This window comes from Pseudoxanthomonas sp. PXM02 (genome assembly GCF_014851805.1).
Taxonomy (GTDB): Bacteria; Pseudomonadota; Gammaproteobacteria; order Xanthomonadales; family Xanthomonadaceae; genus Pseudoxanthomonas_A.
Genome location: NZ_JACVAK010000001.1, coordinates 1,669,257 through 1,681,718 on the forward strand (window position 1 = coordinate 1,669,257; position 12,462 = coordinate 1,681,718).

The following is a 12,462-nucleotide window of genomic DNA, read 5'->3' on the forward strand; positions in this document are numbered from 1 at the left end:
GGATGTCCGAAGCGCATCTTTTCGTAATTGGGATCCTGTTGGCATGGATGGCCGGGATCCGCGTCTATCTCACCGTATTCGGCGTCGGCCTGGCCGGCGCGCTCGGCTGGCTCGACCTTCCCCCGGCCCTGCAGGCCACCGAATCCTGGTGGGTGCTGGGGACGTCCGGTGCGCTGGCGCTGACCGAGTTCTTCGCCGACAAGATCCCGGGCGTGGACTCCGGCTGGGACCTGCTGCAGACGCTGGCGCGCGTGCCGGCGGGCGCCTTCCTCGCGGCCGCCACGCTTTCGCCGGATGGCCAACTCAGTGGTGGCGTGCTGGCCGCCGGCGCCGGCGTGGCGCTGACCAGCCATGTGTTGAAGAGCGGCTCACGCGCCCTGATGAACACGTCACCCGAGCCCGTCAGCAACTGGGCCGCCTCGGTGACCGAGGATGCCGTGGTGGTCGGCGGCCTGGCGCTGGCCTTTGCGCACCCCTGGATTGCGTTGTTCCTGGTGGTGGGCGTGTCGGTCCTGCTCGCCGTGGCGGTGTGGTGGGTCTGGCGCAAGGTCTCGCGCGGACTGAAGCGCCTGCTGCAGCCCACGGCACCCGCGCACGCGCCGCCCCCGACCTCCGGCCCGTGACAGGCGCCAGCGCATCGGGGATCATGACCCTGCCTCGGTCGTGAACTTCATCGCATAATGGGGCTCAGCTTGGGGAAGCCTGATGTCCACGCTCGATCCCACATCCCGCCCGCAGGATGAGCCTTCACGCTCGCGCCTGCGTGCCGAAACACCCCCGGCGCATTACTGGCGCCGCTGGGTGGACGATGCCGCCCCCGAGGACGCGGTGGACGCCCCCGGAGCCGGAGAGCACGCTGTCATGACCCCGAAATCCCCCACGCCCCCTCCTGCACCTGCTGCTCCGACGCCCGCGGCACCTGTCGCTGCCGCACCAGTGGCGCCGCCGGAGCCGGTCGATCCGGAATCCCCTTACCGCGTGCTGATCGTCGAGGACGATCGCGGCCAGGCCCTGTTCGCCCAGAGCGTGCTGCACGGCGCCGGCATGCAGGCCGAGGTGCAGATGCAGTCGGATGGACTGCTCGACACGATGCGGCGCTTCCGCCCCGACCTGGTCCTGATGGACCTGCATATGCCGGGCAAGGACGGCATGTCGCTGACCATGCTGCTGCGGCAGCAACCCGAGTACCTGCACCTGCCGATCGTATTCCTGACCGGTGACCCGGATCCGGAACGGCAGTTCGAGGTGCTCGAAAGTGGCGCCGACGACTTCCTCAACAAGCCGATCCGGCCGCGTCACCTGATCGCGGCGGTTTCCAACCGTATCCAGCGCTCGCGCCAGCGGAACCAGGCCCTGCAGGCGCCGCGGGCATCGGTGAACACGGATACCGGCCTGCCCACGCGCACCTTCGTGCTGCAGCAGCTGGCCGACTCACTGCAGCGGCAGTCGCGCGGTGGCGTGTTTTTCGTCGAGGTCAACAGCGCGCTGAGCCTGCGCGAACGCTACGGCTATGCGGTCTTCGAACATCTGATGAGCCAGGCCGGCCGGCAGCTGGCTGCCGCCGCGTCGCCCCACCCGGTCGCACGCCTCAACGACAACAGCTTCCTGATGCTCGCCGACAGCGTCGACGAAGCAACGCTGGCCGCGCTGGCGCAGCAGTTGCGCGACGGCCTGGCGGTCCATGATTTCCAGACCCGCCCCAACGAAATCCTCAAGCTCCGCGGCTCGGTCGGGTATACCGCGCTGTCGCTCGGCTTCGCCGATGCGGGCAGTGCGCTGGAAGCGATAGAACGCGCCGTGCTGCAGGCGCGCCTGAAGCAGGACAGCCTGGCGGAGTACGTACCGGCCGAGATCGATGACGATGCGCCACGCATCTCGCTGGAAGACGGTCAGTTTGAACTGGCCTACCAGCCTATCGTGGCCGTCGCCGGCAGCGACCAGGCGCAGTACCAGGTACTGCTGCGCATGCGCCAGCCCGACGGCTCGCTGCTGCCTGCATCGCAGGTCATCCCTGCGGCCGAACTGGCGGGCGGCATCGCCCAGATCGACCATTGGGTACTCGAACACGCCTTGTACGTGCTGGCGGAACGGCAGGCGGCGGGACCGTCGCTGCGCCTGTTCGTCTCGCAGTCGCCGCGCTCGCTGGCGCGTGAGTCGCACGCACAGTGGCTGCTCGATGCGTTGCGGGCACGCGGCATCGAAGGTACGTCGCTGGTCATCGACCTGCGGCTGGCTGATGCGCTGATCCACACCGTCACGCTGCGGCAGTTCTGCCAGCAGCTGATGCCGGCCGGCGTGCAGTTCTGCCTGAGCCAGTTCGAACCGGGCACCGAAGCCGACGCGCTGCTGACGCAGCTGCCGCTGGGCTTCGTACGGGTGTCCAGCAAGTACGCCAGCGCCCACGCCGATCCGGTACTGCGAGACCAGTTGCGCGGCATCATCGACAACGCCCACCGCCAAGGCTTGCAGGTGATCGGCCAGCAGATCGAAGACCCGCAGGCTGCGGCCGCCATGTGGATGGGCGGCGTCGACTTCATCCAGGGCAACCTGGTACAGGCAGTCGGCAGCGAACTCGGTTTCGACTTCCACAACGCGGTGCTGTAACGATGCCCACGGCCGGTCGCACGCCGGTGATGCCCTGGGTGACGGTGGCGTGTGCCGCCGCGTCGGTGGCGTCACTAGGTCTGCACTGGACACAGGCCATCCCGGGCCCCTGGATACCGGTCGCCGCAGGCAGCGGCGGGGCAGCCCTGGTATCCGCCCTTGTTTCCGCCTGGCATTCGCGCTCGGAAGCACGTCGACACACTGGCGTGCAGGCACGCGCCGCGATGGCCGAGTCCGAACGCGACGGCCTGCAGCGCGACCTGCAACGCCATGACCGCCTCGAACAGGAATTGATGCGTGCCAAGCAGGCCGCAGAGTCCGCGGCCATGGCCAAGGGCGAGTTCCTGGCCACGATGAGCCATGAAATCCGCACGCCGCTCAACGGCATCGTACCGATGCTGGAGATGCTGTCGCGCGCGCCGCTGGCGCCCGACCAGCGCGAAATGCTGACCACGGCGACGGCGTCCTCGCACCAGCTGCTGCGCATCGTCGACGACATCCTCGACTACTCCAAGCTCGAGGCCAACAAGCTGGATCTGGAAATCACCGGCTTCAACCTGCGCGAACTGCTCGATGGCGTGCTCCAGCTGATGTATCGCCCGGCGGAGAACAAGGGCCTGCGCCTGAGCCTGCAGCTCGATCCGGCAGTACGCCTCCCCGTGCGAGGCGACCCGGTCCGACTGCGGCAGGTGCTCACCAATCTGGTCGGCAATGCGATCAAGTTCACCGAACGCGGCTCGATCACGCTGGTGGTACGCCGACTGGGCGAAACCGCTGCCCAACATCTGCTGCGGTTCGAAGTACGCGATACCGGCATCGGCATCGAAGAGGATGCGCGTCACCGCCTCTTCCACTCCTTCAGCCAGGCGGATGCGTCCACCACGCGCCTGTACGGCGGCACCGGTCTGGGACTGGCGATCTGCCGGCGCATCGTCGACCTGATGGGCGGCCGCATCGACGTGGTATCGGAAGTCGGGCGTGGCTCCACGTTCTGGTTCGAGGTGCCGCTGATGAAGGTCATCGGCGACCTGCGCCAGCGCGACAACGGTGCCCTGGACCATGGCCGCGTGCTGGTCGTGTCGCCCGATGCGCGCCTGCGGCAGCGGTTGACGTTGCTGGCCACCAACTGGGGCATGCAACCGGTCGCCGTCGAAACCACGCAGGAAGCCCTGGACAGGTTGCGCCTCGTGGGCGAACAGGGGCAGCAGGATTACCTGGCCGTGCTGGCCGACATCAGCGGCATCCGCAGCACCGCACTCGCTCTGCATCGTGCGATCACGCGCCGCCCTTTGCCCGATACGCTGCGCCTGCTGTGGCTTTACGGTGATGACACGGTACCCGCCGAACTGCATCCGCGCAGCACCCTGCTGTCGCGGCAGTCACCGGACGCGGACCTGCGCGCCGCATTGACGGGCGCGGCGCCGGAACAGGATCCCGCTGCCATTACGGCGACGATGGAAGAGATCTTCCCGGAACCTGTGATCGTCTCCGCCCCTACCATTGAAGAGGCTTCGCCCACCGCGGCGGCCGACATTGCGGATGTCACCATCACACCCGCTGCCGTGCTACCCGAAGAAGCCTTGGCCACCGAACCAGAGCCCGCGGTGGTCAGCGCCATGCGCACCGAGCCACGCCTGCTGCTGGTGGAAGACAACCCGGTCAACCTGCTGGTCGCCCAGAAGCTGCTGTCCGCGCTCGGCTTCAACTGCGAGACCGCCGCCAATGGCGACATCGCGCTCAAGCGCATGCAGCTTGAGCATTTCGACCTGATTCTGATGGACTGCCAGATGCCGGTGCTGGACGGCTACGCGGCTACACGGCGCTGGCGCGAGCTGGAAGCGCAGCGCGCCGACGGCGGGCGCCTCCCCATCGTGGCGATGACCGCCAACGCCATGGCCGGCGATCGCCAGCGCTGCCTTGATGCCGGCATGGACGATTACCTCGCCAAGCCGGTGTCACGCGAACAGCTGGAGAGCTGCCTGCATCGCTGGCTGCCGGATCGCATGAACTTCGTGTTGCGCAATGCCGCGCTCGTTACTCCCGCCGAACCAGCGCCACCGACGCCCGCCGTGGCGACGGCCCGTGCGCCTGCACCGAGTTTCCCGGTGCTGGATCAGACCATGCTGGAGGAGCTGCGCGAAATCGCCGGCGACGAAACCACGCGCATCATCACCATCTTCCTGGAAGATGCGCCGCGCCTGATCGGTGTGCTGGAGAAGGCCGCCGCCGTGCCGGATCTGGACGCCATGCGCGATGCCGCACACACACTCAAATCGTCCAGCGCGAACGTCGGGGCCATGGCTTTGTCGGCCGCCGCCAAACGGGTGGAACTGGGGGCCCGCGCCCGCAAGCTGGAGCGCCCGGCCGTGGCCGTGGCGCTGGTGATCGCCGAGTACGCGCGCGCGCGCATGGCGCTGCAGGGTTACGCAGCGCAACAGTTGGGTCGGCCGCTGCTTCCGCCACAGCCGACCACGACCACTCAGTCTTCGAGTTTGGTCAGCAGGTAGTTCGGTTCGCCGATACGGTCGATCACCGACAGCTGCGTCTCCAGCCAGTCGATGTGTTCTTCCTCGGAATCCAGGATGTTGGCAAACAACTGGCGGCTGACGTAGTCGGCAACCGACTCGCAGTACGCGATCGCATCACGCAGCACGGGCAGCGCTTCCTGCTCCAGAACGAGGTCGCACTCGAGGATCTCGCGCGGCGTCTCACCGATGCGCAGCTTGCCCAGTGCCTGGAAGTTCGGCAGACCATCCAGGAACAGGATGCGCTCCGACAACTTGTCGGCATGCTTCATCTCGTCGATGGATTCTTTGTACTCGTGCTCGGCGAGCTCCTTGAAGCCCCAGTTCTTCAGCATCTTGGCGTGCAGGAAGTACTGGTTGATCGCGGTCAGCTCGTTGTAGAGCGCCTTGTTGAGGTATTCGATGACCTTGGCGTCGCCTTTCATGGCCATGCTCCGTGGGCGGAAGGACGGCAAAGGTTAGCCCGTGCGCGCGACAGGTGTCGGAACGCGAATCGTGATCATTTTGCGGGGGAAGCTGCCGCCGACGGACGGCGACTGACGTCAGGCGGCGTGCGACAGCGTCAGGATCGGGAACAGCGATTCTCGCGCCGCAGGCTGGGCCGCCTGCAGTACATCCATCGCCATGTCGAGGCAGCTGCCGCAGTTGGCACCGGCGCCGGTCCGCATGGTCAGCTCGGCCACTGTCGAGCAGCCCGCGGCGGCTGCCTCGCGGATCTGATGGTCGGTGATGCCGTTGCAGATGCAGACGTACACGGTGGCTGACATGGTGCGGCGGGCGCGGAATGGCCCAGCACCATTTCACCCATAATGAGAATCATTGTCAATTCTTGGCGGGCTCGCCAGTACCACCCCGTTTACGCGCGGGCCGGTCTCGACTGCGCCGGCGGGTCGCTTCAGGCGCATGCGGGTCAGGCAATTGCGGGGGAATGGCCTGCGGCCCCGCCACTGTCCGCGCAAATGCCGCCAAATGTCCCAACGCGCTGGCGTAAACCCGGCGCTTGAAGATGACCACGTGCTCCAGCGGATACCAGAAATCCACCCAGCGCCAGTGATCGAATTCGGGACTCTCGGTCAGATCCAGGCGCAGATGGGCCTCGTCCCCGACCAGACGAAGCAGGAACCAGACCTGCTTCTGGCCGATACAGACCTGCCGTTCGTTACGCCGAATCGCGCGCGGCGGAAGACGGTAGCGCAGCCAGCCGGGCGTGACGCCCAGAACTTCCACATGTTCGGGCAACAGGCCGGTTTCTTCGCGCAACTCGCGATACATGGCCTCGACCGGGGTCTCGTCCGTGTTCATGCCGCCTTGCGGGAACTGCCAGCCATCCCGGCGCACCCGTCGCGCCCAGAACACCCGGCCATCCGGCCGCATCAACACGATGCCGACATTGGGTCGGTAGCCGTCCGGATCGATCACGATGCGGACTCCTGAAAATCTACTGTGTCCGACTCTGCCACGCCCCGCCGCAGGCGACAAGCGCGCCTCCCGAGCTTGACAGGCAAGGGGTCGAAATGAAGAATACGCGGTTCCCGCGGCTATGTAGCTCAGCCGGTTAGAGCACAGCACTCATAATGCTGGGGTCGGTGGTTCGAGTCCACCCATAGCCACCATCGCGGAAACGCCAGAACCCCATGATTCCGATGGGGTTTTTTCTTGCCTGTCAGTTGCTTTCGGCCGCCTCTTGTGGCGATCAGCTCAGTCGGGTTGACTTGTCTACCTATTGGTAGGTAGCCTTTGGTTTCCTCCTAACCAATCTTCTTTCCATGGGCATTTCACCGATCGGCTGGCTCCACACGCTGGGAAGCCTCCCCGCGCTTCCGCTTGCGATCTACATGCTGGTTAAGCACGGACGGATCATCCCTGAGACCATCGCCGGGCGCGCCTACTTCTGGTTCATGCTGATGGGCGTGCTCACGGTCTATCCCGTCGCGCACCAGCCGGCGAGCTCCATCGTCGCGACCATCACCCTGGTGTTTCTCCTGATCGGATACGGCATCGCGCTGTGGAGGCCGGCAAAGCGGCTGTGGGTGTACCTCCAGACAATTTCAACGAGCATCACCGTGTTCCTGTTGATGGTCCCCACGGTGAGTGAAAGCCTGCGCAGGCTTCCTGTCGGCGATCCGCTGGTGACAGACTTGAAAGACCCGCTGCTGCTGGGTGTCCAAGGCGCGCTCTTCCTGACGCTCATCGTAGGCATCCCGCTGCAAATGCGAGCGCTGTACAAGCAGCGTCCCCATCTAGACCAGGTAACCCGTTGATGTCGTCCGCAGAAGCCCTGCCTCAGTATTCACCCAAGGCCCAAGAGATCATCCAGCGGACTAACGAGCTGCTGGCGTCGGGTGGGTACAACGGCTTCAGCTATGCCGACATTGCCGAGCTCGTGGATGTCAGGAAGGCCAGCATCCATCATCACTTCCCGGCCAAGGTGGACCTGGTGAAGGCGACCGTCGCCCAGCACCGGCAGGCGATGCGGCGAGGCCTGCAGTCACTCAAGGAATCGATTCCTGATCCCTATGCGCGCCTGGTCGCCTACAGCCGTTACTGGGCCGACTGCATTCAGGAGTCGAATCCTCCGATCTGCATCTGCGCACTGCTTGCCGCCGAGCTGCCAAGCATTCCGGCAGAGGTCGCCGAGGAGGTCACAGGTCACTTCAACGATCTGCAGACCTGGCTCGCACACACCATGACGGAGGGCGAGGCAAAGGGCGTGATGCGCCTGGTGGAGCCGCCTGCTGGAGAAGCAGCGATGTTCATGGCCTCCATCCATGGAGCAATGCTGTCGGCACGCGCTGCGGGCAATGCGTTGTTGTTCTGGCAGATCGCCAAGCTCTCAACGGATCGCCTGAAGGCCCGATAGCCATTCGGCATGCCTGTAGAAGCGCGTGCTTCTGACGGACTTCCCCTCTGCGGGATGGTCTTCCAACCCATGCAAATGCCAGCGTCCTGATGCTTCGGGTCAGGCGACCGAATCCAGTGGTCGCGCGCAGTGCCGGAACTCCGGGTTCGAAGCCGGGTGCAACGGCTTGGTTACTGAAGCCTGTCTACGCGCTGAAATGGAGCGGCCGCGAAGCGCTTGCGGGTCTGCGGGGATCCCCGAACCGATGAGCTTCGGTACTTATGTACCATGGTATGATGCTGACCGAACTTCATACCGCCGTGCGTGCCATGCCCAGCAATGAGAACACCTTGATCGAGGTGGAGCGCGTCCAGACGGGGGTGCGGTTGGAAAAGCGCCTGGTCAAGGTCCTCAAGGGCCTGGCCGAGCACAAGGACATGACCTTGAGTGAACTCCTCGAAGGCATCCTTCTGCATGCGCTGGAGGGCAAGCAGCCGTTCTCGCGACAGACGCTCGAACTGATCGGGCAGTTGCGCGGGATCTACGGCCTCGAGCTCGACGCTTCCGCCAGTCACCGCCTGAAGGACCGCAAGGGAGCGTAGCGCCGGGGGTAGTGGTGTCCATGCCGATTCATTCACGAACCGCTTGGAGAACCCGCCATGTCCACCGCCCACGTTCGCGCCCAGCGCGAGCTGCGTATCTCTGCACCCGCCAATATCGTCTTCCACCTGTTCACGCCGAAGGGCGAAGAACTCTGGATTGACGCCTGGCGCCCCCGTTACATCCATCCCCAGGACGGCACGACCGTCTGCGGCATGGTGTTCGCGACCGGCGACGGCCCCGAACACACGCTCTGGCAACTGGTGGAGTTCGATACGGCACGCCGTCGCTCGGTCTACGCACGCACCACGCCCGGCGCCAGGATCGGCACGGTGACGGTCGAAGTGGACGCTCTCGACCCCATCAGCAGCCGCGCCCTCATCCGATACGAAATGACGGCACTGGCGGAAGGCCCGGTGCTGGCGCCTTACCTGGAACCCGCTTTCAGTCAACTCATCGACGGATGGGAAGCGACGATCCGCGAACGACTGCCGATGCTCATCGCGGCGCTGGCCTGATGCAGACGCCCATCTCTCCCTCTTGCGAGCGCCCGATCATGTCCATCATGTCGAAACACCTGTTCACGCTGCTCATCACGCTGCATCCCACCATCGAACTGGGGCAGACGCCGGCAGGTGAGCGTCGCGTCTTCCCCGTATCCGGCGGGCACTTCACCGGCGACCGGCTGAAGGGCACCGTTTCGCCAATGATCGGCTCGGATCTCCTGCTCGCGCGTCCTGACGGCACCTTCCAGCAGGACGTCAGGTTGCTGCTTGTCTGTGACGACGATGCGCGCATTCTGATGACGTATCGCGGCGTCAGGCGCGCCACGCCATCGGTGGACGCTCGCCTGCGTCGCGGCGAGCACGTGGATGCATCGGAGTACTATCTGCGCACGACGCCCTACTTCGAGACCGCAGCGACCGACTACACATGGCTCAATGGCATCGTTGCCGTGGCCAAGGGCGGCCGATGTCCTCAAGGTGTGGAGTACGAGGTGTTCGAGATCCTCTGAGCCTTGATCACCCGGACGGGGCGATGCGGAGACCCCATCGCCCCGCTGCGTGATCGGAGTTCGAGAACATCCAGGGCGCCACCTGCTCAACGACGCGACGCAAGCTCCTCCAGCAACTTGCAGATCGCCACGCGCTTCCTGGCCGGCAGATGCCGAACGGCTTCGAGCAGTCTTACTTCCACGTCATCCATCGCACATTCGGCCGCCGTGGCCGAGGGCGCTTCCAGTCGGGACTCGCAGGTATCGCCGCGCCCGGTCGCCAGCCATTCGAACGGTGCCTTCGTCGCCACGGCGACGGCTGCCAGATGCTCCACGCTGGGCCGGGTACCGGCTTCGCGTTCCCATTGGGCGACCGCACTCCGATTGACGCCCACGGTGTGCGCAAGCTGGCTCTGCGAGAGCCTCGCCAGTGTTCGTGCGCGCCGGATGCGCAAGGCAATAGTCGTCATCAGCGTCCCTTCGGTCCCTGGAGTAAGCGCTATTCACGGGGAAGCAACTCTGACGTCAACTTGTCTGCAAGCTCTAACGCTCGACGTATTTCCCCCTGAGAAACACGTGAGTGGTACGTGATGTTGAGTCGTACTAAGCAGATTCGTTGCGTCGCATCGTTGCAGCGTCTTTCGAATCACATTAGTAACGCAACCTGCGTCAAGCAAGTGCCTGTTCTGGTAACTGGATTTACCTGCACGGCGCAGTGAGGAGTAACAGCGACAGTTCCGTACATCGACTACTCAGGGGTAGGTGGATGCACAGGCAGGTCAAACAGGCAGGAAAACTGCGCGCGTGGTGCATTGCCCTTCTGGTGATGCTGACGATGTCCTGGGGACAATCGACGTTCGCGCAAACCGGTTGCAGTACGGGTGCCTGCGTTTCCGCAGGACCGCGACTGGTGTCCGTGGACAGTACGCAGGGGCCGGTGCTCAACCTGCTGTTCCAGGCATTGTTGCCGGGCACGACGGTCAACCTCAGCGTGCTGGACTGGAATGCGCTGGCCGCGTCCGACATCAACCTCAATGCGCTGATCACGCGACTGGGCACGAACCTCGGCATCAGCGACACCTCGCAGGTGCTCACCACCGACATCACGCTGGCCCAGCTGCGGCTGGCGATGGCGCAGGTGTTGCAGGCCGATGGACAGACCGCCGCCGCGAACGCGTTGAACCTGCTGCCTCTCAGCGTCGGCTCGCTGACCGGATCGATCCGTCTCTCGCAGATCCTGCGCATCGATCTTCCGACCGGTGCACTGGCTGATGTGCGACTGGATCTTCTCGATCTGGTTACCGGCTCGGTGCAGCTCTACAACTTCCGCAACGTCCTCACCACGCCGACGCCGGTCACGCTCAACACCGCGGCGCTGGGACTGACGGGCGTGGCGAACGTGCAGCTGTGGTTGCAGGTCGTGGAGCCGCCGGTGTATGCCTGCGGTCCGCAGGGCACCTCGTTCCACACCGGTGCGATCCGGCTGAAGTTCAATCTCGATGTCGTGCAAGGGCTCAACCTGCAGGCGGTGATCAATGCGTTGAACGCGGCCGGACTTGGGTTGACCAGCGTATCGCTGACAGCGGACGTGCTGAAGCTGCAGCTGTATGCCGATGTCGCACGTGCCGAGGGCACGATCACCGCGGTCAACTATGTCGCCGGCGCGGTCAGCTTCCAGGCGCGCCCCGGATTGGTGAACCTGTATGTCGGCAGCGTGGCGGACAGCCTGTTCTTCAACCGTTCGCATGTGCTGACCCCCGCCGACGTCACGCCGCTGACCATCAACAACCTCGACCTGCGCTTCAACGTCAACCTGCTCGGCATCGGCCTGGTGTCGGTGCGTGTTCCGCTGCAACTGACCGCCCGCGCCGCCGCGACCGGCTCGCCCGCGCTGCAGAACTTCAGCGTGACCGCACCGTTCCCGCAGACACGCACGTCCAGCAGCGGCACGGTCAGTGCCGGCAGCCTGGTCACCAGTCTGCTGAGCACGCTCGACCTGCATGTGGTGAATGGTTCGCCGGAAGTCACGCTGCTCGGCCTTCCCATCCTTCCACCGGCGTTGCTGACGCCAATCCTCAACTCCGTGTTGAACCTCGTCGAGACCACGCTGCGCGGCGTCTCCAATGCCGTGCTGCAGCCGGTCTTCAACCTGTTGCTGCGCGACCTGGCCGACAACCTGCTGGCGCTGCTCGGCATCCGCATCGGCAATGCGGTGTTCACCGTGGAAGGCGTCGCGCGTTCGTGCGCGGCCACGCTGACGCTGGCGAAGGTACTGCAACCCGCCGCGGATCCGGGGCGCTTCACGCTGGCGATCACGCAGGGCGCCACGCCGGTAGCCAGTGCGAACAATGTCGGCAACGGCGGCACCACGGCGCCCGCCGTCACCACGCCCGGACTCAGCTACACGCTGGGCGAGACCGCAGGCACCGGCACCCAGCTGGATCGCTACACCACCACCTGGGCCTGCGTGGACCAGGACGGCACCGCGCTCAGTTCCGGCACCGGCACCAGCTTCGCCGTCACCGCGCCGGCCGCCAGCGCCACTGCGGTCGCCATCACCTGCAGCGTGACCAACACGCGCGCGCTGCGTTCTGACGTTTCCGTCGCCAAGAGCGACAGCCAGACGACCTACACCCCCGGCGGCACCGGCACCTACGTCATCACCGTGTCCAACGCCGGACCCGATGCCGCCAGCGGTGTCGTCGTCAGCGACACCTTGCCGGCCGGCATGCGGTTGTCGGGCCCGTGGACGTGCGCGGCCAGCGGCAGCGGAAGTTGTCCCGCCAACGGCGGCGTCGCAGGCGATGGCGCGGTCAGCCTGAGCGTCAACGTCGATGCATCGGGCACGGCCACGATCACTGTCCCCGTCACCTACAGCGCCGACCCCGCGGCGTACTGAT

General features: G+C 65.3%; 12 protein-coding genes, 1 tRNA gene and 1 pseudogene. 10 read left to right on the forward strand and 4 right to left on the reverse strand.

The genetic code is table 11. The features are described 5' to 3' along the window. Positions 1 to 2 precede the first annotated feature (2 nt). From IB225_RS08110 to IB225_RS08120, 3 genes are all read left to right on the forward strand, one after another. Positions 3 to 623, forward strand: coding sequence for a DUF4126 domain-containing protein (locus IB225_RS08110; protein ID WP_192310663.1), 621 nt, complete (start codon positions 3 to 5; stop codon positions 621 to 623). A gap of 82 nt (positions 624 to 705) precedes the next feature. Continuing rightward, entirely contained in the window at positions 706 to 2,604 is a 1,899-nt protein-coding gene (locus tag IB225_RS08115; protein WP_192310664.1) for an EAL domain-containing response regulator, read from the forward strand. Positions 2,605 to 2,633: 29 nt separating this feature from the next. Beyond that, the gene (locus IB225_RS08120) at positions 2,634 to 5,111 is read left to right on the forward strand and encodes an ATP-binding protein (protein ID WP_192310892.1); all 2,478 of its coding nucleotides are present in this window, start codon (positions 2,634 to 2,636) and stop codon (positions 5,109 to 5,111) included. Here IB225_RS08120 and bfr read toward each other — a convergent pair. The 3 genes and pseudogenes from bfr to IB225_RS08135 form a co-directional block, all read right to left on the reverse strand. Next, a complete protein-coding gene (gene bfr / locus IB225_RS08125; protein ID WP_192310665.1) occupies positions 5,084 to 5,554 on the reverse strand; it encodes a bacterioferritin in 471 nt (156 codons plus the stop codon). The genes IB225_RS08120 and bfr overlap by 28 nt on opposite strands. A 117-nt stretch (positions 5,555 to 5,671) precedes the next feature. Then, positions 5,672 to 5,884: a (2Fe-2S)-binding protein gene (locus IB225_RS08130; protein ID WP_192310893.1), complete on the reverse strand. Its 213-nt coding sequence runs from the start codon at positions 5,882 to 5,884 to the stop codon at positions 5,672 to 5,674. A 184-nt stretch (positions 5,885 to 6,068) separates the two neighbouring features. Beyond that, positions 6,069 to 6,548 (reverse strand): annotated as a pseudogene (locus IB225_RS08135) (RNA pyrophosphohydrolase); the annotation flags it as partial. 117 nt (positions 6,549 to 6,665) lie between these two features. On the opposite strand from IB225_RS08135, the gene IB225_RS08140 reads away from it, so the two are divergent. From IB225_RS08140 to IB225_RS08165, 6 genes are all read left to right on the forward strand, one after another. After that, positions 6,666 to 6,742: transfer RNA gene (locus IB225_RS08140), tRNA-Met, on the forward strand. 153 nt (positions 6,743 to 6,895) lie between these two features. Beyond that, the gene (locus IB225_RS08145; RefSeq protein WP_192310667.1) at positions 6,896 to 7,390 is read left to right on the forward strand and encodes a hypothetical protein; all 495 of its coding nucleotides are present in this window, start codon (positions 6,896 to 6,898) and stop codon (positions 7,388 to 7,390) included. Beyond that, a complete protein-coding gene (locus IB225_RS08150) occupies positions 7,390 to 7,989 on the forward strand; it encodes a TetR/AcrR family transcriptional regulator (RefSeq protein WP_192310668.1) in 600 nt (199 codons plus the stop codon). Before IB225_RS08145 ends, IB225_RS08150 begins: the two co-directional genes overlap by 1 nt. Before the next feature lie 275 nt (positions 7,990 to 8,264). Then, positions 8,265 to 8,570, forward strand: coding sequence for a hypothetical protein (locus tag IB225_RS08155; RefSeq protein ID WP_225583327.1), 306 nt, complete (start codon positions 8,265 to 8,267; stop codon positions 8,568 to 8,570). Between the two features lie 57 nt (positions 8,571 to 8,627). Next, on the forward strand, positions 8,628 to 9,086 hold the full coding sequence (locus tag IB225_RS08160; RefSeq protein WP_192310669.1) for an SRPBCC family protein: 459 nt from the start codon (positions 8,628 to 8,630) through the stop codon (positions 9,084 to 9,086). 38 nt (positions 9,087 to 9,124) lie between these two features. Beyond that, on the forward strand, positions 9,125 to 9,583 hold the full coding sequence (locus tag IB225_RS08165; RefSeq protein ID WP_192310670.1) for a DUF3237 domain-containing protein: 459 nt from the start codon (positions 9,125 to 9,127) through the stop codon (positions 9,581 to 9,583). A gap of 86 nt (positions 9,584 to 9,669) precedes the next feature. Here IB225_RS08165 and IB225_RS08170 read toward each other — a convergent pair whose 3' ends face one another. Beyond that, positions 9,670 to 10,032, reverse strand: coding sequence for a helix-turn-helix domain-containing protein (locus tag IB225_RS08170; RefSeq protein ID WP_192310671.1), 363 nt, complete (start codon positions 10,030 to 10,032; stop codon positions 9,670 to 9,672). A 440-nt stretch (positions 10,033 to 10,472) separates the two neighbouring features. On the opposite strand from IB225_RS08170, the gene IB225_RS08175 reads away from it, so the two are divergent. After that, positions 10,473 to 12,461: a DUF11 domain-containing protein gene (locus IB225_RS08175; RefSeq protein WP_192310672.1), complete on the forward strand. Its 1,989-nt coding sequence runs from the start codon at positions 10,473 to 10,475 to the stop codon at positions 12,459 to 12,461. The last annotated feature ends 1 nt before the right edge of the window (position 12,462 follow it).

Excerpts from the sequence above, each read along its gene's own strand:
- IB225_RS08150 (WP_192310668.1), top strand. The coding sequence starts at position 7,390 with ATGTCGTCCGCAGAAGCCCTGCCTCAGTATTCACCCAAGGCCCAAGAG.
- IB225_RS08160 (WP_192310669.1), top strand. The coding sequence starts at position 8,628 with ATGTCCACCGCCCACGTTCGCGCCCAGCGCGAGCTGCGTATCTCTGCA.
- IB225_RS08170 (WP_192310671.1), bottom strand. The coding sequence starts at position 10,032 with ATGACGACTATTGCCTTGCGCATCCGGCGCGCACGAACACTGGCGAGG.
- IB225_RS08120 (WP_192310892.1), top strand. The coding sequence starts at position 2,634 with ATGCCCTGGGTGACGGTGGCGTGTGCCGCCGCGTCGGTGGCGTCACTA.
- IB225_RS08110 (WP_192310663.1), top strand. The coding sequence starts at position 3 with ATGTCCGAAGCGCATCTTTTCGTAATTGGGATCCTGTTGGCATGGATG.
- bfr (WP_192310665.1), bottom strand. The coding sequence starts at position 5,554 with ATGAAAGGCGACGCCAAGGTCATCGAATACCTCAACAAGGCGCTCTAC.
- IB225_RS08165 (WP_192310670.1), top strand. The coding sequence starts at position 9,125 with ATGTCCATCATGTCGAAACACCTGTTCACGCTGCTCATCACGCTGCAT.
- IB225_RS08155 (WP_225583327.1), top strand. The coding sequence starts at position 8,265 with ATGCTGACCGAACTTCATACCGCCGTGCGTGCCATGCCCAGCAATGAG.
- IB225_RS08115 (WP_192310664.1), top strand. The coding sequence starts at position 706 with ATGTCCACGCTCGATCCCACATCCCGCCCGCAGGATGAGCCTTCACGC.
- IB225_RS08145 (WP_192310667.1), top strand. The coding sequence starts at position 6,896 with ATGGGCATTTCACCGATCGGCTGGCTCCACACGCTGGGAAGCCTCCCC.